The 26,016-nt window shown below is 37.6% G+C and carries 22 protein-coding genes; 15 read left to right on the forward strand and 7 right to left on the reverse strand.

The window, feature by feature from the left end:
• The first annotated feature begins 56 nt into the window (after window positions 1-56).
• Both MWU82_RS12830 and MWU82_RS12835 read left to right on the forward strand, forming a co-directional pair.
• Window positions 57-1,865, forward strand: a complete 1,809-nt coding sequence (locus MWU82_RS12830; protein WP_215948041.1) for an acyl-CoA dehydrogenase family protein — start codon at window positions 57-59, stop codon at window positions 1,863-1,865.
• Window positions 1,866-2,370: 505 nt separating this feature from the next.
• Complete coding sequence (locus MWU82_RS12835; RefSeq protein ID WP_215948040.1) at window positions 2,371-2,808, forward strand: response regulator; 438 nt, start codon at window positions 2,371-2,373, stop codon at window positions 2,806-2,808.
• Window positions 2,809-2,962: 154 nt separating this feature from the next.
• On the opposite strand, the gene MWU82_RS12840 is transcribed toward MWU82_RS12835, so the two are convergent.
• The gene (locus MWU82_RS12840) at window positions 2,963-5,449 is read right to left on the reverse strand and encodes a PAS domain S-box protein (RefSeq protein ID WP_247096665.1); all 2,487 of its coding nucleotides are present in this window, start codon (window positions 5,447-5,449) and stop codon (window positions 2,963-2,965) included.
• Between the two features lie 5 nt (window positions 5,450-5,454).
• Window positions 5,455-5,901, reverse strand: coding sequence for a response regulator (locus MWU82_RS12845; protein WP_215948038.1), 447 nt, complete (start codon window positions 5,899-5,901; stop codon window positions 5,455-5,457).
• A gap of 290 nt (window positions 5,902-6,191) precedes the next feature.
• On the opposite strand from MWU82_RS12845, the gene MWU82_RS12850 reads away from it, so the two are divergent.
• The 9 genes from MWU82_RS12850 (at window position 6,192) to MWU82_RS12890 (ending at window position 15,067) form a co-directional block, all read left to right on the forward strand.
• Window positions 6,192-6,686 (forward strand): hypothetical protein, encoded by a 495-nt coding sequence (locus MWU82_RS12850; protein ID WP_247096666.1) that lies wholly within the window; start codon window positions 6,192-6,194, stop codon window positions 6,684-6,686.
• Between the two features lie 43 nt (window positions 6,687-6,729).
• On the forward strand, window positions 6,730-8,433 hold the full coding sequence (locus MWU82_RS12855; protein ID WP_247096668.1) for an NAD(P)/FAD-dependent oxidoreductase: 1,704 nt from the start codon (window positions 6,730-6,732) through the stop codon (window positions 8,431-8,433).
• A gap of 45 nt (window positions 8,434-8,478) precedes the next feature.
• Window positions 8,479-9,162 (forward strand): SGNH/GDSL hydrolase family protein, encoded by a 684-nt coding sequence (locus tag MWU82_RS12860; RefSeq protein WP_247096669.1) that lies wholly within the window; start codon window positions 8,479-8,481, stop codon window positions 9,160-9,162.
• Window positions 9,163-9,343: 181 nt separating this feature from the next.
• Window positions 9,344-10,351 carry a glycosyltransferase family 2 protein gene (locus MWU82_RS12865; protein ID WP_247096670.1) on the forward strand — a complete coding sequence of 336 codons (1,008 nt, stop codon included), beginning with the start codon at window positions 9,344-9,346 and terminating at the stop codon, window positions 10,349-10,351.
• A 130-nt stretch (window positions 10,352-10,481) separates the two neighbouring features.
• A complete protein-coding gene (locus MWU82_RS12870; protein WP_247096671.1) occupies window positions 10,482-12,404 on the forward strand; it encodes a BatA domain-containing protein in 1,923 nt (640 codons plus the stop codon).
• Window positions 12,401-13,654, forward strand: a complete 1,254-nt coding sequence (locus tag MWU82_RS12875) for a dihydroorotase (protein ID WP_247096672.1) — start codon at window positions 12,401-12,403, stop codon at window positions 13,652-13,654. Before MWU82_RS12870 ends, MWU82_RS12875 begins: the two co-directional genes overlap by 4 nt.
• Window positions 13,655-13,679: 25 nt before the next feature.
• Window positions 13,680-13,997, forward strand: a complete 318-nt coding sequence (locus MWU82_RS12880) for a DUF4870 domain-containing protein (protein ID WP_215948031.1) — start codon at window positions 13,680-13,682, stop codon at window positions 13,995-13,997.
• Between the two features lie 82 nt (window positions 13,998-14,079).
• On the forward strand, window positions 14,080-14,406 hold the full coding sequence (locus tag MWU82_RS12885; RefSeq protein WP_085498161.1) for a hypothetical protein: 327 nt from the start codon (window positions 14,080-14,082) through the stop codon (window positions 14,404-14,406).
• Window position 14,407: 1 nt separating this feature from the next.
• Window positions 14,408-15,067 (forward strand): alpha/beta fold hydrolase, encoded by a 660-nt coding sequence (locus MWU82_RS12890; RefSeq protein ID WP_215948030.1) that lies wholly within the window; start codon window positions 14,408-14,410, stop codon window positions 15,065-15,067.
• On the opposite strand, the gene MWU82_RS12895 is transcribed toward MWU82_RS12890, so the two are convergent.
• Both MWU82_RS12895 and MWU82_RS12900 read right to left on the reverse strand, forming a co-directional pair.
• Window positions 15,064-15,558, reverse strand: a complete 495-nt coding sequence (locus MWU82_RS12895; protein ID WP_215948029.1) for a hydrolase — start codon at window positions 15,556-15,558, stop codon at window positions 15,064-15,066. The genes MWU82_RS12890 and MWU82_RS12895 overlap by 4 nt on opposite strands.
• An 80-nt stretch (window positions 15,559-15,638) precedes the next feature.
• The gene (locus MWU82_RS12900; RefSeq protein WP_215948028.1) at window positions 15,639-16,403 is read right to left on the reverse strand and encodes an MBL fold metallo-hydrolase; all 765 of its coding nucleotides are present in this window, start codon (window positions 16,401-16,403) and stop codon (window positions 15,639-15,641) included.
• Window positions 16,404-16,491: 88 nt separating this feature from the next.
• Between MWU82_RS12900 and MWU82_RS12905 the strand changes: the two genes are divergently transcribed.
• Window positions 16,492-17,952, forward strand: coding sequence for a TonB-dependent receptor (locus MWU82_RS12905; RefSeq protein WP_215948027.1), 1,461 nt, complete (start codon window positions 16,492-16,494; stop codon window positions 17,950-17,952).
• Between the two features lie 74 nt (window positions 17,953-18,026).
• Here the strand turns inward: MWU82_RS12905 and bcp are convergent, their stop codons facing one another.
• A complete protein-coding gene (gene bcp / locus MWU82_RS12910) occupies window positions 18,027-18,476 on the reverse strand; it encodes a thioredoxin-dependent thiol peroxidase (protein WP_215948026.1) in 450 nt (149 codons plus the stop codon).
• A gap of 88 nt (window positions 18,477-18,564) precedes the next feature.
• On the opposite strand from bcp, the gene nth reads away from it, so the two are divergent.
• Complete coding sequence (gene nth / locus MWU82_RS12915; protein WP_215948025.1) at window positions 18,565-19,227, forward strand: endonuclease III; 663 nt, start codon at window positions 18,565-18,567, stop codon at window positions 19,225-19,227.
• Between the two features lie 234 nt (window positions 19,228-19,461).
• Here nth and MWU82_RS12920 read toward each other — a convergent pair whose 3' ends face one another.
• Together MWU82_RS12920 and MWU82_RS12925 are read right to left on the reverse strand one after the other, a co-directional pair.
• Window positions 19,462-20,043 (reverse strand): sigma-70 family RNA polymerase sigma factor, encoded by a 582-nt coding sequence (locus tag MWU82_RS12920; protein ID WP_247096673.1) that lies wholly within the window; start codon window positions 20,041-20,043, stop codon window positions 19,462-19,464.
• Window positions 20,044-20,788: 745 nt separating this feature from the next.
• On the reverse strand, window positions 20,789-21,370 hold the full coding sequence (locus tag MWU82_RS12925) for a sigma-70 family RNA polymerase sigma factor (protein WP_215948024.1): 582 nt from the start codon (window positions 21,368-21,370) through the stop codon (window positions 20,789-20,791).
• Between the two features lie 242 nt (window positions 21,371-21,612).
• Between MWU82_RS12925 and uvrA the strand changes: the two genes are divergently transcribed.
• Window positions 21,613-24,396 carry an excinuclease ABC subunit UvrA gene (gene uvrA, locus MWU82_RS12930; protein ID WP_247096674.1) on the forward strand — a complete coding sequence of 928 codons (2,784 nt, stop codon included), beginning with the start codon at window positions 21,613-21,615 and terminating at the stop codon, window positions 24,394-24,396.
• 237 nt (window positions 24,397-24,633) lie between these two features.
• Window positions 24,634-25,950, forward strand: coding sequence for a hypothetical protein (locus MWU82_RS12935; protein WP_247096675.1), 1,317 nt, complete (start codon window positions 24,634-24,636; stop codon window positions 25,948-25,950).
• Window positions 25,951-26,016: the final 66 nt, after the last annotated feature.

Genomic DNA, 26,016 nt, shown 5'->3' on the forward strand with positions numbered 1-26,016 from the left:
GATTACTATTTCAATATACCCTTCAATACATATAATAAAACTTAATAACACGAACAATGAGTACAGAAACAACAACTAAAGAAATATTGAGGGGTGGACAATTCCTTGTGAAGGAAACCAATTGTGAGGATATTTTTACGCCTGAGGATTTTTCCGAGGAGCAAAAAATGATGCGCGACTCCGTTATTGAGTTCAACGATCGGGAGATTGTGGCCAATAGAGATCGATTCGAAGCCAAGGATTATGCCCTAACACAGGAAGTAATGACCAAGGCGGGAGAAATGGGCTTTTTAGGTGTTGCCGTTCCTGAAGCGTATGGCGGATTGGGAATGGGCTTTATTTCTACCATGATCGTTTGCGAATATATTTCTAGCGGAAGTGGTTCTTTTAGTACAGCATTTGGTGCACATACCGGTATTGGGACCATGCCCATTACGTTATACGGTACTGAAGCCCAAAAGCAAAAATATGTCCCCAAATTGGCCACTGGTGAATGGTTCGGCGCTTATTGTTTAACGGAACCAGGCGCAGGTAGTGATGCCAATTCTGGTAAAACCACTGCTACCCTTTCGGCTGACGGCAAGAGCTATAAAATCAATGGCCAAAAAATGTGGATTTCCAATGCCGGGTTCTGCAAATTGTTTATTGTTTTTGCACGTATAGAAAATGACAAAAATATCACCGGATTTATAGTTGAAAATGATCCTAGTAATGGTATTACTTTAGGGGAGGAAGAACACAAATTAGGAATTCGCGCCTCCTCTACCAGACAGGTATTCTTTAGCGATACGGTAGTTCCCGTTGAAAATATGCTTTCCGAGAGGGGAAATGGTTTTAAAATTGCCATGAATGCATTAAACATTGGACGTATTAAGTTAGCGGCCGCATGTTTGGATTCACAAAGGCGAATTACAACCAATGCCTTAAAGTACGCTACGGAACGTAAGCAGTTTAAAACAGCTATAGTAGATTTCGGGGCAATAAAATCAAAGTTGGCAGAAATGGCCACCAGTTTGTATGCTGGGGAAGCTGCCTCATACAGAGCTGCTAAAAATATTGAAGATCGTATTGCCATGCGAATGGCGGCTGGTAATAGCCATCAAGAAGCGGAGCTTAAAGGTGTGGAGGAATATGCCATAGAATGTTCCATATTAAAAGTTGCTGTATCCGAAGACGTGCAGAACTGCTCGGACGAAGGTATTCAAATTTTTGGTGGTATGGGCTTTTCAGAGGAAACCCCTATGGAAGCCGCCTGGAGAGATGCACGCATAGCCAGGATATATGAAGGCACCAATGAAATCAACAGAATGTTGTCCGTTGGCCTGTTGGTCAAGAAAGCCATGAAAGGTCATGTAGACCTGTTGGGCCCGGCTACGGCCGTAGGGAATGAACTAATGGGCATCCCCTCTTTTGACACTCCGGACTATTCAGAATTGTTGTCCGAAGAAAAAGAAATGGTTGCAAAGCTTAAGAAAGTATTCTTAATGGTGGCAGGATCTGCGGTCCAAAAATATGGACCCGCCCTAGATGAACATCAAATGTTACTGTTGGCCGCATCCAATATTTTAATAGAAATTTATTTGGCAGAATCTGCCATCCTAAGAACTGAAAAAAATGCAAAACGATTCGGGGAAGGAACTCAAAAAGAACAAATCGCCATGTCCAAATTGTACTTGTACAATGCTGTGGACACTGTTATAAAAAATGGTAAAGAGGCTATAGTTTCAATGGCTGAGGGTGATGAGCAACGTATGATGCTTATGGGCCTAAAACGGTTTACAAAATATACAAACCAACCCAATGTAGTTGAACTGCGTAATACAATTGCCGAAAAACTTAAGGCTGAAAACAAATATTGTTTTTAGTAAAGAGTAGCTAACTCAAGCTCATGCTTCTAAATGAAGCGAAACAAAGAACCGCTCTTTACAGAGCGGTTCTTTTATTTTAGGACCGCCGTTTATCTCCCATTAATACTTTCCACCTGTATTTCAAATGTGCTGATAACCAACCCAACAACTTCCTTTCCGTTTCATATACCAACAGAGGAGTAAGGTTGCCGTACCTATATAATCGGCCTATTCTCCGAATCCATTGTATTTATCCTGATTGACTCAAATATTTTTCGAGTTAATATTCAATTCATTTGACACATCCAATAATTAAAATTTCCTTAAATTTATGATTATGTGGCAATTAAACAGCTTATAAGACATTTTAGAGCCTTCCAAAGATTGAGAATGCTAAAATGAAAAACTTGTAAGCCAGGTTGAAATGGTGACAAACTATATGGTGATAATCAGGATTTAAGTTCATAAATCAGTTTATAATAAATATTCTTAGCCGGCAGTTAATCAATTAAAATATACAGTTATGAATCCTATTAACATTTTTCTAGCAGACGATGACCAAGATGATCGAGAACTTTTTATGGACGCTTTGTCCGAATTACCTATTGAAACTTCGGTAAAACAATTTGAAAACGGCGTTGATCTAATGGCGGAATTGTACTCTGACCACCCCAAGCCAGACACCATTTTTTTAGACCTTCGAATGCCCCTTATGGACGGATTTGAATGCCTAACGGATATCCGTAACATACCTGAATTATCAGAAATACAAATAATCATTTATTCCACATCCTATAATGAAAATGAAGTAGAACAACTGAAAGAGAGTGGGGCCAATCTTTACATTAAGAAACCCAACTCGTACAATCAATTAAAAACCGTCTTATATAAATCTCTGAAACCTATTCAAAATACAACCTCAAAAACCAATGACGATTTAAGTTTTATGGTTATTGTCTAGAATTACAGCAATTATACATAAGTTTTTACTTTTTTAATCCTATCGCCTATATCAAATTTGGTGGACTGCGACCTTATTCCAATAAAGCGAACGGATATATTAATCACATTTTTGCCTTTTAGGTACAGCATACAAAAGGCACAATTATCATCTTTTAGTCCTCTACGGGAAGATATATGTTAAAAGTAGCACCCTTGCCCAATTCACCCTGTGCCGTAATAACACCGTGATGATTCTCTACAATACGCTTTATTATAGCGAGTCCTATTCCTGTTCCTGGATATTCTGTCCTCCCATAAAGGCGCTGAAATAGTTCAAAGATCTTTTCACTGTATTCTTGTTCAAAGCCTATACCGTTGTCCGCAAATGTGATATGGCAATATTTAGTATCGTCATGAAAATTTACGCCTTCCAATAAATTTCCGGGAACGTACTCGTTTTTTATAGTTACGTGGACAGGTTTTTCTGGTTTTGCAAACTTTAAAGAATTACTTAGCAAGTTATAGAAGAGCTGTTTAAATTGAAATGGAATTATATTGACCATGCAAGTTTTATCTGTTTCGATAATGGCATTTTTCTGAAGAAGTTCTTCACTAAGGTCTTGTTTCACTTCCTCTATGATAAGATTAAGATTGGTTTTCTCAAAATCGCCCTCCATATTATGTGTTCGGGAATAGGCCAACAAATCGTCGATCAGCGTCTGCATCCTTTCTGCGGAAAATTGCATCCTTTTAAATAGATATTTTCCATTTTCTGAAAGTGTATCGTGATCCTTTTCAATTATTCTGGAAGCAAACGTTTGAATTTTTCTTAATGGCTCCTGTAAATCATGGCTTGATATGTATGCAAAGGATTGGAGTTCCTTGTTCATTTTCTGCAGCTCAATGTTCTTTTGTTCCAGCTCAGCTTGCTTTTCCTTAAGTGCATCATCTGATTCTTTCTTGGCTGTAAGGTCATGGGTTACTTTTGAATATCCTATAACCTCATTTTTTTCATTATGCACTGCTGTAATTACCACGCTTGCCCAAAATAAAGTATTGTCCTTTCTTACGCGCCATCCTTCCTGTAATGCCTTGCCGTTTCTGGCAGCCAGACCCAATAACCTTTTGGGAAGTCCACTTTTTCTATCTTCCTCCGTGTAAAAATTGGAAAAATTCTTACCTATTATCTCTTGGGCCTTATAGCCCTTAATTTTTTCTGCTCCTGTATTCCAGTTCTCCACAATTCCCTCGGGGTTCAAATAAAGTATGGCGTAGTCCTGTACTTCCTCCACCATTAGGTGATAGCGCTGTTCGCTTTTTTTAAGCGACTCGTTTAATTCTACCAGCTCGGCAGTGCGTTCCTGAACTTGTTTTTCCAATTTATTAAGGAAAATTTTCTGTTCCTGAATATCCGTACTACTTCCTACCCACATTTGTATAATTCCGCCATCATTACGTTGTGGCTTTGCACGGCTCAACTGCCAACGGTATTCACCATCATGTCTTTGAAAGCGATGCTCCAATAAAAAATCCTTACCGGTTGTAATGGCTTCTTCCCAAGTTTTAAAATTTCTTTTCCTATCGGCCGGATGCACCATCTGTAACCATCCTTTATTAATTAATTGATCCTGCGGCAATCCAGAAAATTCAAAAACTGATTGATTAAAATAATTCAAATTCCCTTTTGGATCTGCAGTCCAAACTAACTGGGGAAGCGAGTCTGCCAGTAATCTGAATTTTTTTTCACTTTCTTCTATTTTCTTGCGGGTAATTACTTGATCCGTAACTTCAATACCCAAAGCCATTATTCCTTCAATTTTCCCGGTAGTATCTAAAAGTGGTTCGAAGCTGAAGTTTAGATAAGCCATATTCAAATTCCCCTTTCTCATGATTTCCACAGGAAACTCCGAAGTAGAAAAAGAATTGCCAGTACTATAGACCTCGTCCAACAACTCTTTAATACCTTGTGACCTAAGTTCTGGCATTGCTTCCAAAATTGGTTGTCCCAATACTTCATCCTCCCTTCTCCCCCACATTTGCAGTGCAAGTGAATTGACCAATTCCGTAACATGGTCCTTACCTTGAAATATAGCTATCGATACAGGGGCTTGAGCAATCATTGTGCGAAGCCTACGTTCACTTTCTTGTAATTCCTTTTTGGTAATTACGGTTTCGGTAGTCTCTGTGCAGGTAACAACTACGCCATTTACCTTGCCATCATCATCAAAAGCGGCACTATAGCAGAATGTCCAATATATGTCCTCCATGCTCCCATTTCGGTGAAATGGCACCAATTGGTCACTATATGAAATAGGTTTGGCAGTAGTGACCACTTTACTGATCAAAGGGCCAATAAACTCCCATATCTCCGGCCAAACGTCCTTGCCCTTTTTTCCAATAGCCGGATGTTTTCCTTCTATCCCTAAACTTGGTCTGTACGCATCATTATAAAAGCAGATAAGCTCATCACCCCAAAAAAGAAACATGGGATAGGATGAGTGCAAAATTATGGCTAGGGTGGTACGCAAACTTACAGGCCAATTACTGATAGGGCCCAGAGAGCTGTTATTCCAGTCCATCTCCCTAATAAGCTCGCCCATGTGGCCACTATTCTCAAGGAACGAGAGATTATTTGCTTTATGGGTAGAATTCAATTTCATTTACTTTAAGGTTGTATCACAAATTCTTCTCTAGAGGCTTGTAATACTTCGTTTTGTTTGATCAAATCAATGGTCCTACCAATTACAGATTTGAGTGTAGAAAAATCGGCTGGTTTGCGAATGTAGTATTGCGCCCCTTTGCCGTATAATTGGTCCATGACATCAATATTGGAAGAAGTGGAATAAATTATTACAGGCAAATGTCTAAATTTTTCACTTTGTTTTATTTCCGATAAACACTCTGTTCCAGACTTTCGAGGCATGTTCAGATCCAGAAAGAGCACTTGTGGCAGATTGGGCAAATTATTTTCAAGAAAATCCATAAGCTCTACCCCATTGTTAACAGTTTTCAATGTTGCACACAATGAAAGCTCGTCCAAAGCTTCCTTAAAAAACATGCAATCGTCTTCATCATCGTCTGCAAGAAGTATTTGAAAGTCCCTATTGGCCACGTCCTATTGGTTTAGATATTGAAATTAACATTTGCCTCATTAATTCCTCATACGTAAAAATAAACAAAAATAAACGCCAATTGAATTTCCATTGAGATTGTTTATCACAGGCATATTCTTTAGATTCTTCTGGACTAAAAATTTGGGACCTTTTATATATACTATTATTTTTGGCTTATCTTCCTTGCTTTTAAACGGAAAGGCTTATACCTTTAGGAACAAATGTGTGGTTAACACAAGTTTCAATTAGTTATGGCATTGCCAAGCACCACTGTACTTTAAAATGCCATATGACCAAATCCAAGACCCAAAGCCCCAAGGAATACCTCAATACCCTTATATTCATACATGCTGCATTGCTTATTGGAGTTTTGTTGTTTACCATTTTCATCTATGCAACGGGGGAAGGTTTTTTGATAGATTTCACAAAAGACAATAATGTTTTTGTATATCTTGTCCCAACCATTGCCATGTTGAGCTATTTTATAAGCAACTATGTGTTCGGTAAACAATTAAAGGACTTAACAAAACTTAACTCTTTAAAAGGTAAATTGGTACTATACCTACAGGCATCTGTGGTAAGATTTGCATTTATAGAGGGTGCAGCAATATTGAGTACTATTGCTTATAGGTTGAACAACCATATTTTTTATCTGGTTATTTCCTTACTTTTAATTCTTTATCTTTTTAAACTTAGACCCACCAAGAATATGGTTATAAGCGATTTGGAATTAAAATTGGAGGACCAACAATTTTTCCAAAAAGAAAACGAGGAAATAAAATAAAATTGGTCACTACTTATAGCTTGGCATATGCAACACCTATACAATGGACATCAAAAATAAAATATACAACGACATAGATACGATTATTATCGGCTCTGGGGCCGGCGGATTGTCTGCCGCCATTTGTCTATCAAAAGCAGGCCAGCGGGTATTGGTATTGGAACAACACGATGTTCCAGGTGGCTGGTGCCATAGCTTCTATTTAAATGGCCACCGTTTTTCTCCAGGAGTACATTATATTGGCCTGCTCGGGGAAGGAGAATCTACAAGAACCCTTTATGAAGGATTGGGGATAGCCAATGATCTGGTTTTCTTTAGAATGAACCCTAAGGGATATGAACACTGCTTTATTGGAGAGGAAAGAATTGACCTGCCCGGTAATTTTAATGATTTGAACACCTCGCTAGGGCAAAGGTTCCCTATGGAAAAAAAGCGTATCTATAATTATTTGAAGTTGGTCAGGAATGTTTCCCGACAAATACAACTGATTCCCAAGATAAACGGTTTTTGGGACAATATCACTATCCCTTTTAGAACCAAGCATATGGGTAAGTATGCGCTTTTCAGCTTGAAGCGTGTTATCAACTGGCATATCAAGGACCCCCTGCTGCAAAAAGTCCTAAATATACAATGGGGAGACCACGGATTGGCTCCTTCGCGGGCCAGTTTCCCTTTGCACTGCGCTGTTATGGACCATTATTTTAGCGGGGGATACTACCCCATGGGTGGCGGTGCTGCCATTGTAAAAGCCATGACCAGGGCACTGCAAAAAAATGGTGGAACCATCCGCACAAGCACAGCAGTAAAAAGCATTCTTTTGGAAGGGGATAAAAGGAAAAAAGCCATTGGGGTGGAATTGGAAAGTGGGGAGAAAATATTTGCGTCAAGAATCATTTCCAATGCTGACCCTGGAACAACCTATCTAAACTTGGTAAAAGAACAAAACCTAAGCACAAAACTTCGTAAAAAACTTAAAAAGACAAAGTATTCCTGTAGTTCCCTAATGCTTTTTCTAAGCGTTGATATAGACGTTCGAAAATTAGGAATGGATTCGGGAAATATATGGATGATGGATAACAGGGATATGGACAGCATTTACGAGGAGATGACCGCAGTTGATATTACTAGTGGCGACGTGTTTCCAGGTTTGTTCATAAGCTGTACAACGCTAAAAGACCCCACAAGTTTCGATGGAAAACACCACTCCCTGGAAGTTATTACTTATATTAATCCCGATTCGTTCTCCAAATTTAACGAAGAAGATAAACAACGGTCAAAGGAATATTTGGAATTCAAGGAAATATTGACCCATAAAATGATAAACACTTTGGAACGTGCCCTACCCGGTATTAGCGACCATATTGTTCATAAAGAATTGGGTACACCAATCACCAACAAGTACTATTTGAAAAGTACCAATGGCAGCGTATATGGTACAGAAAAGAGTTTTGGGCAGATAGGTCCCTTTGCGTTTAGGGCTAAGAGCGAAATTGAAAATTTGTATATGTGCGGGGCAAGTATTCAATCCCATGGAGTGGCCGGTGCCAGTTATTCCGGGGTCCAAACGGCAGCTGTTATACTAAATTGCAGACAGGATGACCTGATAAAACCAGATGATTCCCAGAACATTAGGATCTTTGAAGCGGAGGATCATACTGACTATCCAACAGATATCCGACAAAAAATAAATTTGAGAAAAGCTCGATTGCTATCAAATGAAAAAAAATCAATGAAAATTCAAAACTAGCCCTAGTATTATTATTTTATAACCACTTTTACCAATATGAAAACCATGAAATTATCCATTGCCTTGTTTGTACTGACCATCTTTACCATGAATTCTAGTTTTTCCCAAGATTGGGCAAATCTAGAACGCTTTTCAGAAAACAATAAAAAAATAGGCCCACCTCTTGCCAATGAAAATCGTGTGGTATTTATGGGCAATTCCATTACCATAGGTTGGCTGAACAAAAGACCAGAATTTTTTGAGGGGAGACCTTACATCAACAGAGGTATTAGTGGGCAGACTACCCCACAAATGTTATTGCGTTTTAGACAGGACGTAATCGATTTAAATCCCAAAGTAGTGGTTATTTTGGCTGGAACCAATGATATTGCGGGTAACACAGGCCCTTCCACCCCCAAAATGATATTGGACAATATAAAGTCCATGGCAGAACTGGCAAAGGCCAACGGAATTAAAGTTATTATTTCATCCGTGCTCCCTGCCTATGACTACCCTTGGAGACCTGGATTAAATCCCAATGAAAAAATACCTGCATTGAACAAACTATTAAAAGAATATACAGAAGCAAATGGTCATATTTATTTGGACTATTTTACCGCTATGGCCGATGATAGAAACGGACTTCCCAAAAAATATGCGGACGATGAGGTTCATCCTACCCCAGCGGGTTATGCCGTAATGGAGCCCTTGGTGGAAGCAGCAATAAATAAGGCCTTACATCCCAATTAAACGTGGGATGACTCTCTATCCAATTGTTTCATTTCTCATTTCAAAACAACAAAAACTATACTTAAATACATCCGGCAGAAGTTTTATTGATTAATTGAAATACCGGGAAGACCTCTAATTACAACTTCCATTGAGCAGCGAAGGATGCCCTCATAGCAAAATATATTTCTAATTTTGGCAAATGAACAAAAGTAGTACCAGCATCCTTATTCCTTTTAAGAATACCGCGGAATTTCTACCGGATTGCATGCAATCCATCATTGACCAAACATATGACGACTGGGAAATTTTGGCTGTAAATGACCATTCTACTGACAATAGCTTGGATATCATGCATTCGTATGCGCAAAAGGAAACCAGGATCAAAGTATTGAAAAATGAAGGCAAGGGAATAATTGAGGCCCTTAGAACAGCATATTCCCATTCCAAGGGCACTTATATAACCAGAATGGATTCTGATGACATTATGTCCCCAAACAAGTTGGAAATCATGGTCAATTCCCTTAAAGCCCATGGGCAGGGCCACCTAGCCCTAGGTAAGGTGAAATACTTTTCCAAAGATGGGGTTGGGGATGGTTACAAGAGTTATGAAAAATGGTTGAACCGCTTAACGGAAAAGGGATTAAATTATTCAGAAATATATAAGGAATGTGTAATACCCTCCCCTTGTTGGATGGTACATAGGAACGATCTGGAAAAGGCAGGGTCATTTTCTTCAAATCGTTATCCGGAAGATTACGACCTAGCATTCCGTTTTTATGAGCAGGGTCTGAAATGTGTACCAACCAATGAACTTCTTCACTATTGGCGCGATTATGGCCATAGGACTTCCAGAACTAGTGAACACTATGCCCAAAATTATTTCTTGGACATTAAACTTCATTATTTTTTACAACTAGACCATGATAACAAAAGCCCCTTAGTACTCTGGGGTGCAGGCAACAAAGGAAAAACTTTGGCCAAAAAACTTCTAAAAAAAAACATAGCGTTTACATGGGTTTGCAATAACTCCAACAAAATTGGATTGGATATTTATGGTAAAAGGATGGATCACTATTTGGAAATAAATAAACTTCAAAAAGCCCAGATCATAATTACCGTTGCCAACAAAGAAGCCCAGGAATTTATAAAAGACCATTTGTTGGCACAGGGAAAAAAAACTGTTCAAGACTTTTTCTTTTTTTGTTGAACTTGTAATTGCCCCACTTCTTTAAAGAATATCCTTGCTTTTACTGGTAACTTAATTAGTTCACAGATGGACAATAAATTTAAGACTGCCTCGAAATTCTTTTCTTATATTTGAAAAATTAAATTTAGGAATGCTGTTTAAACATCCGGAACTCCTTTGGGCCCTTTTACTTCTCCTTATTCCTATTTTCATTCATCTTTTCCAACTCCGTAGATTTAAGAAAACCCCATTTACCAATGTAAAAATCTTAAAAAAAGTAGTAGCGGAATCCAGAAAGAGCAACTCCTTAAAAAAGTGGCTACTTTTATTTACCCGCCTATTGCTCCTAACTGCACTAATTATTGCTTTTGCCCAACCCTTTATACCAGGAAAATCGGCGCTGAAAAGCAACGAAATAGTTATCTACCTTGATAATTCACTAAGTATGCAGGCCAAAATGGGAACTGCAACCTTATTGGAAAATATGGTGCAGGGGATACTAAAATCTGTTCCTGAAGAAAATATTTTCACTCTTTTTACCAATGATAAAATATTTCGGGAAGTTCGTATTGGCGACATTAAAAACGATTTGCTTGCCCTGCCCTATTCCAACAACCAATTACAGTTGAAAGAAATTAATTTAAAGGCCAAAACCTTATTCTCCGAAGCTGTAGGCGCACAAAAAGATCTAGTCCTGATTTCGGATTTTCAAAAGAGAATTGGTCCTTCCTCTACAGACTCGCTTCCAGACATAAACAGGCATTTGGTAAAAATGACACCGGAAAACCTTGTTAATATTTCAATCGATACTGTATTTATCAATAGTATTTCCTCAGAGAATTTAGATTTAAAAAGTATACTCTCTACCAACGCTGAATTGGACAACACTCCGGTTTCCCTGTATAATGGAGAAAAATTGATTGCAAAAACATCGGTTACCTTCAACAAGAATAAAAAGGGCGAGGTAATTTTTACCATTCCGGCGAACGAACTTATCAATGGCGAAATTTTGATTTCCGATTCAGGACTTAATTATGACAATCAACTTTACTTCAATTTGGCCAAGCAAGATAAAATCAAGGTATTATCCGTAGGGGATGCCGATAGTGATTTTTTAAGACGTATTTACGACAAGGAGGTGTTTCAGTATTCCAATTTAAGCCTAAAGTCTTTAAATTACAGCCTATTGGAGTCGCAAAATTTGATAATTCTCAACGAACTTAACGCTGTCCCCATAGCCTTGCAGAACGCCCTACAAGCCTTTAAAAATGCCGGAGGCAGTTTAGCGGTTATTCCAAGTGGCCAAGCTAATATGGAAAATTACAATTCCTTTTTAATGGGGCTTTCCAATACTATGCTAATTTCTTCGGTTATGGAAGAAAGAAAAATTAGTCAGATTGCTTTTGCCCACCCCTTGTATAAGAATGTATTCGAAAAAGAAGTAACCAACTTCCAATATCCCTCTGTCAATTCTTTTTACAGTATTAAATCGGCCAAGCCAAAAATCCTTTCTTACCAAAGTGGTGATCCATTTTTGGTAGGGGAAGACGGTACTTATTTATTTACGGCACCCATATCAAAGGAAAATTCAAATATTTTAAATTCTCCCTTAATTGTCCCAACCTTATACAACATGGGTATGGCAAGTCTTAAGATTCCCAGAATTTATGAAATGATAGGTAGTAAAACCTCTGTTGATATCCCAGTCAATCTTACAAAAGATCGGATTTTGAAAGTGTCTCAAAAAGATTTTGAATTTATTCCCTTTCAACAATCATTTACCAACAAAACCACCTTAACTTTTGATGATTATCCTGAGATTTCCGGGATATACAATATAACGGATGAAGGAAAGATAATTAAGAACATAAGTTTCAACTTTCCCAGGGAAGAAAGTCAGCTACATTATATGGACCTTGATGAACTTAATGCAAGTAGCAAAAACAACAATATTTCAGCCTTGTTCCAAAATATAGAAAATGACAATAGCATCAACGAGCTTTGGAAATGGTTTATTATTTTAGCATTAGCATTTATATTTATTGAAGTTCTTATACAAAAATTTCTGAAATGAACATACTTTTAAAATCTGCCAAGATAGTTGCTCCTAACAACAAGGAACTTCATTTAAAAAAACGCGATATTCTTATAAAAAAAGGGGTAATTGAAGATATTGCTGCCAATTTGGATGTTCAAGGTAAGACAAAGCTTATCCAATTAAAGAATCTACATGTATCCCTCGGATGGTTCGATTCCAGCGTAAGTTTTGGTGAACCGGGATATGAGGAAAGGGAAACCATAGAAAATGGCCTATACACTGCGGCAAAGAGCGGTTTTACAGACATTGTCCTCAACCCCAATACCAATCCCCTCCCCGATAGCAGCTCCGATATTGTTTTTTTAAAGAATGCTTCCAAAAATGCAGCTACTACACTTCATGCTTTGGGAACATTGACCGTTAAGTCTGAAGGAGAAAGTTTGGCCGAACTATATGATATGAAAACTGCCGGTGCCGTAGGTTTTTATGATTATAAATTACCTTTAAGGAACTCTAACCTTCTAAAAATTGCCCTTCAATATGCCCATAATTTCAATGGCCTTGTACATTCTTTTCCTATGGATCTGCAGATTGCCGGAAAAGGAATTGTAAATGAAGGGGAAGTCTCCACAAAACTGGGTCTGAAAGGAATTCCCAATTTGGCCGAAGAGCTAAATATTGTGAGGGATCTGTTCATATTGGAATATACGGGAGGAAAACTGCACATCCCCACTATTTCAACTGCCAATTCCGTAAAACTCATTGCGGAGGCCAAAAAAAAGGGAATGGATGTTAGCTGCAGCGTAGCAGTACACAACCTATGCTTCACCGACGAGGCCTTGGCAGAGTTCGATTCCCACTATAAATTGATGCCACCGCTCAGGATCCAATCGGACCGCAAGGCTTTGATAAAAGGATTAAAGGATGGGACCATAGATTTTGTTACCACAGACCATAGGCCTATGGATATTGAACACAAAAGAGTGGAATTCGATAATGCCTCGGACGGCACTATAGGTCTGGAAAGCGCTTTTGGAATGCTAAATCAGATTTTTGATCTTGATACCACCATTTCCCTCTTGACCAAAGGTCGCGAAAGATATGGCATTGAAACACCTAGTTTCAAAGTAGGTGAAAATGCAGCACTTACCCTTTTTGATCCCGATCTGGAATACACCTTTGAAGAGCAGGACATTTTATCCAATTCAAAGAATAGCTGCTTTTTGGGAAGTAAACTTAAAGGAAAGGTTTACGGAATTGTATCCAACAATCAAATAATTAACTAAATTTATAGGAACTAAAATCTTAAAGATGGACCAGAATACTATAAGTGAGGGAAAAACTATGGCAATAATTAGTTACATTACTGTAATTGGCCTGCTCATTGCCTTTATAGTGAACAGTGATAAAAAAAATGAATTTGTCAAATTCCATATTGGACAATCATTAAGGGTTTGGATATTGGCCATTGCACTTTCCATTGTCCTTGGACTTATAGCTGTTACTATGGGTATGGGTTTCCTTAGAATATTACAGTGGGCCCCATGGATTTTGGCTATAATGGGTATCATAAATGCCAACAATGGTAAATTGGAAAAATTACCTATTATTGGGTCTATTGGGGAGTAATTATAAGAATCAATAAATTCAGGGAGGTCTAATAAGGGCCTCTTTTTTTGTTCAAATTTTAAACTTGACTAACTTTGCCTCTATGGATAATGTTATTAAGGAAGGAAAGACTACGGCAATTGTGGCTTACCTCACAATGGTTGGGGCGTTGATTGCCATTTCGATGAATTCGGATCCCAAGAACGAGTTTGCCCGGTTTCATACCCGGCAGGCATTTGGATTGCATCTCGTTTTCCTTGGCTTTGCTATCTTTTTAAGCAATTGGTACAACGAATATGCCTGGTATGGCCTCTATGTTTTTTATATAGTACTTTGGTTCTACGGTTTTCTGGGAGCCTTGAACAACAAGAAACAAGAGGTTCCTGTACTTGGTCCCTATTTTCAAAAATGGTTCACTTTTATATCTTAAAATGACTACAGCTCCCCTTTCATTGGAACACCTTATTAGACCTTCAAATAGTAACGAGGGCAAGCCCCCAGTACTCTTTATGTTCCACGGCTATGGAAGCAATGAGGAAGATCTGTTTTCCTTTGCCTCCGAACTCCCTAAAGAACTTTGCATCATATCCGTTAGGGCCCCCTACCCTATGCAACCCTATGGCAATGCTTGGTATGCCATTAACTTTGAAGCAGAAAAAGGCAAATGGAACAATGAGGAAGAAGCGGTTCTCTCCAGGGATAAAATTAAAGTATTTATAGAGGAGGCTTGCAGAACCTATGGACTGGACGAAAAAAATGTAACCCTATTAGGGTTCAGCCAAGGCACCATCCTAAGTTATGCGGTAGCCCTGTCCTACCCAGAGTTGGTCAAAAATGTAATTGCCCTGAGCGGTTATATCAATGAAAACCTTATGTTGAAGAATTATAAGGAAAACGACTTCAAAAATCTAAAAATCTATGTCTCCCACGGAAGTGTAGATCAGGTAATTCCTGTTGCTTGGGCGCAGCAAGCCCCCGCTATTTTAAAAGATCTAAACATAGATTATGTATATGAGGAATTCCCTGTTGGCCATGGTGTGGCCCCTCAAAATTTCTACTCTTTCAAGTCGTGGCTACAGGGCAAAATTTAATTGCTGCGGGTATACAATAAATGGTCCATCAAAGAAAAATCCACACCCAGATCATCCTTAAGTTCATACTTGATCAATACTTCTCCCCAATATTTCCCATCTGAGAAATCGGCCAAAATCCATTTATGGTTTAAAATGTTGATTTTGTTTATTTTAAAATCGTTTTCCATACCCTCATAAGGGATTAGCGGATTATCACCTTTACTTTCATTGGTCTCCAATAATTTATCCGAAATATAGAGGCTGGGATCCTTTAAATTTAAATGATCGTAATAGGCCAAGGCGTCATCATTATTTTCCAAAGAAAAATATTGATTGTCCAAAACCTTTATATGTAATTTCTGTATAGAATCCTCCAACTGGGAAAGCTTCTCCTCCTGGGCTTCTATTTTGGTGTTTTTTGTCTTCACCATGTTATTGGTACTTACAAATTGGTAAAGTGCTATTAGTGCAACGAATATGAACAAATACAAGTAAATCTTATGTTTCATTCCCTTATTTTCTATTTAATTGGTTTAATAAAATTGTTTTAAGTTGAAATATTTCCATTAACCCAGATATATAAGGCTGTTTAAACCTCTATAACCAGATTGTCATAGGCCAAATGCACATTATCCGGAAGCTGTTTCTCAACCTCATCATGAAAACCCAATAAGTGGCTTATATGGGTCAAATAAGCCGTTTTAGGCTTCACTATATCAATAAATTCCAAAGCTTCCTCCAAATTGAAATGTGAATGGTGGGGCTCTATTCGCAAGGCATTGATTACCAAGGTTTTTACCCCCTTTATTTTTTCCATTTCTTCTTTTTCCATACTTTTTACATCGGTTAGATATACAAAGTCCTGTATTCTAAACCCAAAAACCTGTAATCTATTGTGTTGCGCCTCTACAGGTATGGCCATTAAGTTTCCAATCCTAAACGGCTTATTATTTTTAATAGTATTGATCTCAACGGCAGGGGCCCCAGGATATCTATTTTCATCGGCGAATATATAATCGAACCGTTGTTTTATAGAAGTAACAACCCGTTCATGGGCGTAGATAGGAATATCCCCTTGTCTGAAAAAAAATGGTCTTATATCATCTATTCCTGCGGTATGATCGGAATGTTCATGGGTAAACAAAATTCCATCTATCTTTACCACATTGTTGGTAAGCATTTGCTGTCTAAAATCGGGGCCACAATCTATTACATAATTATACGAATCCCAAGAAACCATTACCGAAACCCGCAGCCTTTTATCCTTGGAATTATTGCTTAAACAAACAGGGTGTTTGCTCCCAATTACGGGGATTCCCTGTGATGTTCCAGTACCTAGAAAAGTTATTTTCAATCTTACATCTATTTAATCCAAATTTATAACTATTTTATTTAATAGATAGCCCAAACTTTTTAACTTTGCTACAAGTAAATAAGACACTATGTCCAATATTTTTAAGAAGGAAATCGCTTTTACCAATGTCCCGTCCATTAAGGCAAAAACTTTAAGGATAAATTTGAATCCTGATATTTACGGTACATTTTCTGAAATAGGTGCAGGGCAGGAAACTTCCGCGCACTTTTTTAGGTCGGGCGGTGCTTCGGGTACCATTGCTAAAGCAATGAGTGCCTACGACAAGGATTTTAGTGATGCTATTTACGGTATAGAGGAAGACGGTAGATACGTAACCCAGTCCAGGTTAAAAAAGATGTTGGCCCATGAAATGGAGAACATGGACAATAGGATAAGCCGGGAAAAACACCCCGACAGATTGTTTTTTTCCTATGCCAATACAGTTGCTACTATTGATTTCTCCAAGAGATATAAAGGCCATGGATGGATCGGAATCCGATATCAATTGGATCCCAAACAAAAAGAATTAAACGAAATTATCCTACATATTCGCTTTAAACAAAATGAAGCGAGGTTACAACAGGAAACCTTGGGTATTGTTGGGGTCAACCTTATTTACGGTGCATTTTACAAATACGATAAGCCTAGAAAATTACTTAAATACCTTTATGACCATATCGACAAGGATACGGTTGAAATAGATATGGTTAATTTTTCAGGACCAAATTTTACTGAAGTCGATAATAGGTTAATGAGTTTACAGCTCGTTAAAAATGATATGACCGATGCGGTAATGTTTGGACCCGATGGCAATAATCTTTTGCCGGCGACCATTCTTTACAAAAAAAATATTTTGGCCTTACGTGGTAGCTTTAGACCAGTGACCATGGTTAATATGGACATGTTTAAAAAATCCTATGAAATATTTATCAGGGAGCCCAGTGTTGAGGAGGAAAATACCGTTGTTATTTTTGAAATTACCCTTTCCAACCTTCGTGCTTCCGGGGAAATAGATGAACAGGATTTTATGGATCGGGCAGAACTATTATGTTCTTTGGGCCATACGGTAATGATTTCGAAATTTCAGGAGTACTTTAAACTTGTTGAATATTTTAGCAATTATACCAAATCCAAGATAGGTCTTACCATGGGGGTAAACAATTTGGTCGATATTTTTGATGAAAAATACTACCGTCATCTTAGTGGGGGTATCCTAGAGGCTTTTGGTAAATTATTCTTTAAAGATCTTAAAGTTTACTTGTACCCAATGCGCAACGAGGAAACTGGGCAAATTATGACCAGTAACACCATAAAAGTCCACCCTAGAATGAAAGAATTGTACAAATTCTTCAAATACAATGGAAAGGTGATGGACATTATAGATTACGATCCGGAAATACTACATGTTTTCTCCAGGGATGTACTCAAAAAAATAATCAACGGAGAAGAAGGTTGGGAATCCGTACTTCCTGAGGGCATAGCGGAAATAATAAAAAAGAAGAAACTTTTCATCCGTAAACCCATAGAGGAAGAACAGGAAAAAGCCTAATTTACCAGGGTTTTAATGTAAGGGGCTGTAATAATCTTTTGGATAATTACAGCCCCTTGTGCTTGTATCAGCATTTATAGAATTTGTGCAGCGTGGTCTTTGGTCTTGACCTTATCTATTACCTTTTCTACAACTCCGTCCCCATCAATAACAAAAGTCATTCTGTGAATACCATCATATTTTTTTCCCATAAACTGTTTTGGCCCCCAAACCCCAAAAATATTGAGGATGGTATGGTCTTCATCCGCTAACAACGGAAAGGGAAATTGATATTTATTTTTAAAATTTAATTGACGTTTTTGTGAGTCGGCACTAACACCTAGCAGCTCATAACCCTGTGCTTTTAGTTCGGTATAATTATCCCTCAAATTACAGGCCTCAGCGGTACACCCGGGAGTACTTGCCTTTGGATAGAAAAAGACAATTAGTTTTTTACCCTTATAGTCGGAAAGCTTAATATCATTGCCGTTTTCATCCTTAGCCGAAAATGCGGGTACCTTGTCCCCTACTTTTAAAGTATTCATAGTTATATTTTAAGTAAATTTATATTTAAAAACACACCCAAAAGAAAGGGCGTTTCCATAATTATATTTTTATAAAATTACGCAATAAATGACGAAAGCGGAAAAAGTAAACTTTACCATTGAAACTTTACAAACAATATATCCCACCATTCCAGTTCCTCTAGACCACAAAGACCCTTACACCCTGCTGATTGCAGTATTATTGTCCGCACAAAGTACCGATGTTAGGGTCAATCAGATAACTCCGATACTATTTGCCAAGGCAGACAATCCATACGATATGGTAAAAATGACGGCAGATGAAATAAGGGAAATTATTAAACCGGTTGGACTATCACCCATGAAATCCAAAGGAATTTATGGGCTTTCTAAAATCCTGATTGAAAAATATGACGGACAAGTTCCTCAAGATATCGAATTATTGGAACAATTCCCGGCAGTTGGACACAAAACTGCGAGCGTAGTGGTTTCCCAAGCATTTGGCATACCGGCTTTTCCCGTGGATACCCATATACATAGACTCATGTACAGATGGGGGTTTTCCAATGGTAAAAATGTGGTACAAACAGAAAGAGACGCGAAAAGATTATTCCCAAAAGAGTTATGGAACGATCTTCATTTACAGATAATTTGGTACGGAAGGGAATATTCCCCTGCGAGAGGGTGGAATTTGGAAAAAGACATAATAACCAAAACAATAGGAAGAAAAAAGGTTTTGGATGCCTACTACAAAACAAAAAATCCCAACTAGGAGTTGGGATTTTTTAGTCTAGTTTAAATTATTTTCGAATTGAATATTACTATATTCAACTATTTGCAAAGATTTGGAATAGCCAATCAAAAACTTTATAGTTTCAGGACTCGCTTTGGCAAGTTTACACTTGTGTTGATTCTCAGAGTAAATTTTTTCCATAAGATTATAGTATTGTTATGATAAGATAACGCTACTAAAATGGAAATATTGTCCGGTTCGTCCTATGACCTATTAATTCGTTAAAACGATATTATGTTTTTCAATAATTTTTCTAAGGTTTATAAGTGCGTATCTCATTCTTCCCAAGGCCGTATTGATACTAACCCCAGTGTTTTCAGAGATTTCCTTAAAGCTCATGTCTCTGTAAATACGCATTAAAAGAACTTCTTTTTGATCGTCCGGTAATTCTTCTATTAATAATGTAATATCAGAATCTATTTGATCCTTGATAAGTTGTTTTTCTACATTAAGTTTATCATCACCAATTACGGAAAAGATATTGAAATCATCATTCCCTTCAAACATTGGCATTCTTTTGTTTCTTCTAAAGTGATCAATTACCAAGTTGTGGGCTATTCTCATTACCCAAGGCAAAAACTTACCTTCCTCGCTATAATTTCCCTTTTTTAAGGTTTTAATCACTTTAATAAAGGTATCCTGAAAAATGTCCTCTGAAACATCCCGGTCCAATACCTTAGAATAAATAAAGCTACTAATACGTTGGTTGTGCCTGTTGATCAAAACCTCTAAAGCTTTTTCATTACCGTTAATGTAATCCTTTACTAATACTGAGTCATCTATTTGCAGTTCCATACAAAATATTGTTTTTGGTTAAACTAGGGGGCCTCCCCTTTCGGTTCGGACTTTTTTTTTATTACTTTTTTTTTTTGAAGACTTTAAATCTTCATTATTAATTAGCAACAGGATAAAAGTATATAAATGGTAAGGTGTGCAAAAAACTATGTTGTAAAACCCCCGTTAATTGATGTCAAATGCCAATTTTCTTATTTTACGCATAATAATTGGTCAAAAATGAAGTTGAAAGGGCCTAAAGGAATTACTGGTAAGACTATTTATTATTGTCAGCTGCTGGAAAGATAGAATAACCTATATATTAATGAATAAAGAAAACAAGTACAGTTTATTCTAATGGGCCTACTATAAGGATGCCCTGGTTATAAATTTAATGGGCAGGGTATTACATTGTGAAATGAAATCTTGGGAGAATACTTATTAAGGTATAGCTTTTTAAAACCAATTACCCATGTATTTAAGTAAACCATTACTTAAATACATGGGTAAGCACATACTATTGATAAAACTGTTGTAAGCCTCTAGTTTAAGCAATGCTCATCCAATTCATCCTTACACTTATCGCATTTAATGATATAAAGTGATTTAGAGTAATTCAACAAAAAATCTATTTTGGACCTACGTGTAGACATTAGTTTACAATTGTTCTTAGTAGTAACGTTGAATTTCCCCATAATAATATATTGTTATTGTCAAATAACGCAAGTGTTATGAAGAAATTAACCAAAAGCGGTTGTAAGGCCTATTAATTCGTTAAAATAATGTTGTTCTTTTCTACAATCTTCCGGAGGTTGATAAGTGCATAACGCATTCTGCCCAAGGCTGTGTTAATACTAACCCCTGTATTTTCAGATATTTCCTTAAAGCTCATATCCTTATATAAGCGCATTTCCAGAACTTCCATCTGGTCTTTCGGCAATTCCTTGATAAGAAGTGTCAGATCCTGATCTATCTGGTCCTTAATAAGTCTCCTTTCAGCATTTAATTGATCATCGCTAATTATGGAGAAGATATTAAAATCATTGCTGCCTTCAAATCTGGGCATTCGTTTATTCTTCCTAAAATAATCGATTATTAGATTATGCGAAATACGCATTACCCAAGGCAGAAATTTTCCTTCTTCATTATAATTACCCTTCTTTAGGGTTCTTATAACCTTTATAAAGGTATCTTGAAAAATATCTTCTGTAATTTCCCGATCTTGTACTTTGGAATAAATAAAACTGCTAAGTCGCTGGTTGTGGCGGTCAATTAGTTTTTCCAGGGCTCTTTCGTCCCCGTTCATGTAGTCTTTTACTAGTACTGAATCTTCTATTAATAGTTCCATACAAATTACTTTTTTGAGGCTAAAATGCCAGACCTGTTTTGTGTTACAAGTGCATTTTGAGCAAAATTTTAAAAAAGTAATTTTGTTACGTATAGGCTATTTAGGGTTTATTATGCATCAAATATAAAAAAAATTAAATCGAATCTTACTACTTTCCTTCAATGAATATAATTTAGTTGTAAGACAAAGGCTACTAGCTAATAAAACTCACATATCGTATCTTTGCAAACTTAAATACGAGCATGACCACTATAACAGACGTTAATCCCAAGCATAATATTATAATTAAAGGGGCAAAGCTCCATAATTTAAAGAATATCGACGTTGTAATACCACGTAATAAACTAGTGGTCATTACGGGGCTGTCCGGTTCGGGAAAATCAAGTTTGGCCTTTGACACCCTTTATGCCGAAGGACAAAGAAGATATGTTGAAAGTCTCTCCTCCTATGCCAGGCAGTTTTTAGGAAAGTTGGACAAGCCCAAAGTGGATTATATTAAAGGTATAGCTCCGGCCATTGCCATTGAACAAAAGGTAAATTCTACCAATCCTAGATCTACCGTAGGAACCACTACTGAAATCTATGACTATTTAAAGTTAATGTTCGCGCGTATTGGGAAAACTTTTTCCCCAATTTCGGGCAATGAGGTTAAAAAACATACTGTTTCGGACGTAGTTGAGCATATTAAAACCTTTGAAGAAGGCACAAAATTACTTTTGCTTGCCCCTATTAAAATAAGTGCCGATAGAGACCCCTATAAATCGCTCCAATTATTTTCCAAGCAGGGATTTGCAAGAATATTGTACAATGGAGAGGTTACTAGGATAGATGAGGACCTAAAGGATATAGGCCGGGAATTTGAACTGGTGGTAGACCGAATTATATATAAAAACGACGAGGACTTCTTCAATAGATTGGGCAATGCCATAGATACGGCCTTTTTTGAAGGAAAGGGCGAATGTATTGTTCAGGACCTGGCAACTGGCCAAAATACCCATTTTAGCAATAAATTTGAATTGGACGGAATGCAATTCCTAGAACCCAATGTTCATTTGTTCAGTTTCAACAACCCTTATGGGGCATGTCCCAAATGTGAGGGCTATGGGGATGTTATAGGAATAGATGAAGACCTGGTTATTCCCAACACCTCACTCTCGGTTTATGAAAACGCAATTTTTCCTTGGCGAGGGGAAAGTATGGGATGGTACAGGGATGAATTGGTGAATGTAGCTTATAAATTCGATTTCCCTATCCATAAACCTTGGTATCAGCTATCCGATGAGCAAAAGCAACTAGTTTGGGAAGGAAACAGCTATTTTACCGGTATCCATAAATTCTTTGAAGGCCTAGAAGAAAAAAGCTATAAAATACAGAATCGGGTAATGCTATCCCGATATCGGGGCAAAACCAAATGCAGTACTTGTAAGGGAAGGCGTTTAAGGAAGGAAACCGACTATGTAAAAGTTTCGAAGAAATCTATTTCCGACCTTGTGGAATTGCCAATAGAAGATCTTATCGGCTTCTTTAACCACATTAAACTTAATTATAACGAAGAGAAAATTGCCAACAGATTACTTAGGGAAATAGAAAGTAGATTGGGGTTTCTTAATAATGTAGGACTTAGTTATTTAACGTTGAACAGAAAATCCAATTCCTTGTCCGGTGGGGAAAGTCAACGAATAAATTTGGCAACTTCATTGGGAAGCAGCTTGGTAGGCTCAATGTACATATTGGACGAACCCAGTATTGGCCTTCACCCAAAAGATACCGAGAATCTAATAACCGTACTAAAATCGTTGCGGGACTTGGGCAATACCGTAATTGTAGTGGAACATGATGAAGACATTATGAAGGCTGCAGATGAGGTTATCGATATTGGCCCGGAGGCGGGCACGCATGGCGGAGAGGTGGTTGCCCATGGCACCATGGATGAAATTCTTAAATCCAATTCCCTTACGGCGGCTTACCTTAACGGTAAAATGGAAATTGCAGTACCAAAAACAAGAAGACCTTTCAAAAATTACATAGAAATAAAGGGAGCTCGGGAAAATAACCTTAAAAATATTGATGTCACCTTTCCTTTAAACGTCTTAACAGTCATTACCGGAGTATCGGGAAGTGGAAAAAGTACTTTGGTAAAAAAGCTTCTATATCCTATAGTTCTAAAGGAACTTGGAGGCTACGGTGAGAAAGCCGGGCAATACAGTTCCATGGAAGGTAAATTTCAATCCTTAAAGCACGTAGAATACGTTGATCAAAACCCAATTGGTCGTTCTTCCAGATCCAACCCCGTAACCTACATTAAGGCTTATGACGATATCCGTAATCTTTTTGCCAACCAGAAATTAAGCAAATTAAGAGGGTATCAGCCCAAACATTTTTCTTTTAATGTTGACGGTGGCAGGTGTGAAAAATGTAAAGGCGAAGGAGAGATTACCGTAGAAATGCAATTCATGGCCGATGTGCATTTGGAATGCGAAACCTGCAACGGAAAAAGGTTCAAAAAAGAAGTTTTGGAAGTGAAATTTGAAGACGCCAATATAGATGATGTCCTTAATATGACCATTGATGATGCCGTAGATTTCTTTGACAAAAACAATCAATCCAAAATTGTAACCAAGCTAAAGCCACTTCAAGATGTTGGGCTGGGATATGTCACCTTGGGACAATCTTCCTCCACCCTTTCAGGAGGGGAAGCGCAGCGTATTAAGTTGGCCTCATTTCTAGTAAAGGGGAACACCAAGGACAAAGCCCTATTTATTTTTGACGAGCCCACAACAGGTCTCCATTTCCACGATATTAAAAAATTGCTTAAATCGTTTGATGCATTGATCGGCAAAGGACATTCCATAATTGTAATAGAGCACAACATAGACTTGATAAAATGTGCCGATTACATCATAGACCTAGGCCCGGACGGAGGAAATAAGGGAGGACAACTATTGGCGCAGGGAACCCCTGAAATTGTTGCAAAGAACAAAGCTTCCTACACGGCAAAGTATTTAAAAGAAAAACTGCCCAATTAGATATAGTCGTTGGTTTAAAACTTTTGGCTATAGGCTATTGGCTCTTGGCTATTTGCCAATGGCTTTTGCCCACCGGTTTATTTTTCCTTCAACCTATTTCCTTCACAAGGCCATAAACAAATAAATTATAAATAATTGAAAATCAATATATTAAATTATTAATTGATTTTTTGGCATGCTGTTTGGTATATACAAATTGAATGTAAATAGTTGCATTCAAAATTAAAACCTTATATCATGAGAAATTTAATACTCCTTTTTACAGCGCTTATATTAGGTACTTCGGGTTCCAAGGCAGCTTCAGTGGAAGATAAGGTTGCCACAAGCAATTCTTATAGAAACAACAACTCATTTATTTTTGTTGAAAATGGCATTACATTTTCAGTTTATCCTGATGGGGAGTTCGATTTCTATATTGACAATAGAGGTGGCGTGAATGCTAATGTAAATTTTGGACATACCAATATTACTTTCAATTCAGGTTACGATTACAACCCTTATGTACAGTATGACGATTACGGTGCAGTTATACAGGTTGAGAATGTTCCCATATACTATGATTACTACGGTAGGGTAACCCAAATTGGGGAGGTAGATATCAACTATAATAGTGGCAGGGTATCCAGAGTTGGTGGTCTTTATGTGTACTACAACAACCGTGGGCTTTACAGCCACCACAGGGGGTTCATTAATGTCTATAACAGGCATTATGTGTATAGCCCTTTCCACAGCTTTTTCGTAAGACCGGCCTTAGGCTTTAGTCTAGTATTTGGTAGCCCTTACAGAAGGTATTACCAACCTGTAAGATATACCTACTATAGGCCATATCATCACAACCACAGAAAAGCATATGCTAAAATAGGTCACCATTACAAATACGACAAAGGGCATCATAATAAGAGAAGTACCATTTATAGAAACGACAAACGAGTTGCCGTTAGGGATAATGGGTATAGAAATAACAGTAACCTAAGATCCAACAGGTCCGTTGCAAGTAGAAATGATGGGTTAAGAAAAAATAACACTGTTTCCAGAAGTACTACATCCAGAAGCAACAATGTTAGTGGCAGAAACAATAATGTTTCAAGATCTACCACTCAACGTAGCAATGGAAACGGTACGGTAAAGAGAAGTACTACTGTAAGAAGCAGTACACCAAGTTCTAGAAATGACAGATCAGTTTCCAGAAGTTCTTCGATCCGCCCAAATAATAAGGGCAATGTTCAAAGAACCGTAAGTAGAACAACCAATACAAGGAGTAGTAATGGCAATGGAAGTTCTGTAACAAGGAGCAAAGCAGTTGTATCCAGACCTTCCGGAAATACCAGAACAGTGGTAAAAAAGGAAGTTAACAGAAGCCCTAGAAATACTTCGATAAGTAGAAGTTCTTCAAGTAGAAGCAATAGCGGTTCATCTGTAAGGAATACTACTGTAAAACGACCAAATGTACAGTCGAAAAGTACTGTAAAAAGGTCGGTGACAAAGTCATCTTCCAGCAGTGCAAGAAAAGTTTCAACGGCTTCCACAAGAAGAAGAAGTTCTAGAAGTAATTAAAAATAGTTTTTAGGTTGGTTAGTTGTTTAGCCCCGCAGCGAATTCGTTCCTGCGGGGTTTTACTTT

It is taken from the genome of Arenibacter sp. S6351L, assembly GCF_023016025.1.
Lineage (GTDB): Bacteria > Bacteroidota > Bacteroidia > Flavobacteriales > Flavobacteriaceae > Arenibacter > Arenibacter algicola_B.

What these genes read in the sequence shown, in the direction of transcription:
- nth (WP_215948025.1), top strand. Translation starts at nt 18,565, where the DNA reads ATGACGAAAGCGGAAAAAGTAAACTTTACCATTGAAACTTTACAAACA.
- MWU82_RS12875 (WP_247096672.1), top strand. Translation starts at nt 12,401, where the DNA reads ATGAACATACTTTTAAAATCTGCCAAGATAGTTGCTCCTAACAACAAG.
- MWU82_RS12835 (WP_215948040.1), top strand. Translation starts at nt 2,371, where the DNA reads ATGAATCCTATTAACATTTTTCTAGCAGACGATGACCAAGATGATCGA.
- MWU82_RS12925 (WP_215948024.1), bottom strand. Translation starts at nt 21,370, where the DNA reads ATGGAACTATTAATAGAAGATTCAGTACTAGTAAAAGACTACATGAAC.
- MWU82_RS12855 (WP_247096668.1), top strand. Translation starts at nt 6,730, where the DNA reads ATGGACATCAAAAATAAAATATACAACGACATAGATACGATTATTATC.
- MWU82_RS12860 (WP_247096669.1), top strand. Translation starts at nt 8,479, where the DNA reads ATGAAATTATCCATTGCCTTGTTTGTACTGACCATCTTTACCATGAAT.
- MWU82_RS12920 (WP_247096673.1), bottom strand. Translation starts at nt 20,043, where the DNA reads ATGGAACTGCAAATAGATGACTCAGTATTAGTAAAGGATTACATTAAC.
- MWU82_RS12850 (WP_247096666.1), top strand. Translation starts at nt 6,192, where the DNA reads ATGACCAAATCCAAGACCCAAAGCCCCAAGGAATACCTCAATACCCTT.
- MWU82_RS12895 (WP_215948029.1), bottom strand. Translation starts at nt 15,558, where the DNA reads ATGAAACATAAGATTTACTTGTATTTGTTCATATTCGTTGCACTAATA.
- MWU82_RS12885 (WP_085498161.1), top strand. Translation starts at nt 14,080, where the DNA reads ATGGATAATGTTATTAAGGAAGGAAAGACTACGGCAATTGTGGCTTAC.
- bcp (WP_215948026.1), bottom strand. Translation starts at nt 18,476, where the DNA reads ATGAATACTTTAAAAGTAGGGGACAAGGTACCCGCATTTTCGGCTAAG.
- MWU82_RS12890 (WP_215948030.1), top strand. Translation starts at nt 14,408, where the DNA reads ATGACTACAGCTCCCCTTTCATTGGAACACCTTATTAGACCTTCAAAT.
- MWU82_RS12880 (WP_215948031.1), top strand. Translation starts at nt 13,680, where the DNA reads ATGGACCAGAATACTATAAGTGAGGGAAAAACTATGGCAATAATTAGT.
- MWU82_RS12865 (WP_247096670.1), top strand. Translation starts at nt 9,344, where the DNA reads ATGAACAAAAGTAGTACCAGCATCCTTATTCCTTTTAAGAATACCGCG.
- uvrA (WP_247096674.1), top strand. Translation starts at nt 21,613, where the DNA reads ATGACCACTATAACAGACGTTAATCCCAAGCATAATATTATAATTAAA.
- MWU82_RS12870 (WP_247096671.1), top strand. Translation starts at nt 10,482, where the DNA reads ATGCTGTTTAAACATCCGGAACTCCTTTGGGCCCTTTTACTTCTCCTT.
- MWU82_RS12905 (WP_215948027.1), top strand. Translation starts at nt 16,492, where the DNA reads ATGTCCAATATTTTTAAGAAGGAAATCGCTTTTACCAATGTCCCGTCC.
- MWU82_RS12840 (WP_247096665.1), bottom strand. Translation starts at nt 5,449, where the DNA reads ATGAAATTGAATTCTACCCATAAAGCAAATAATCTCTCGTTCCTTGAG.
- MWU82_RS12830 (WP_215948041.1), top strand. Translation starts at nt 57, where the DNA reads ATGAGTACAGAAACAACAACTAAAGAAATATTGAGGGGTGGACAATTC.
- MWU82_RS12935 (WP_247096675.1), top strand. Translation starts at nt 24,634, where the DNA reads ATGAGAAATTTAATACTCCTTTTTACAGCGCTTATATTAGGTACTTCG.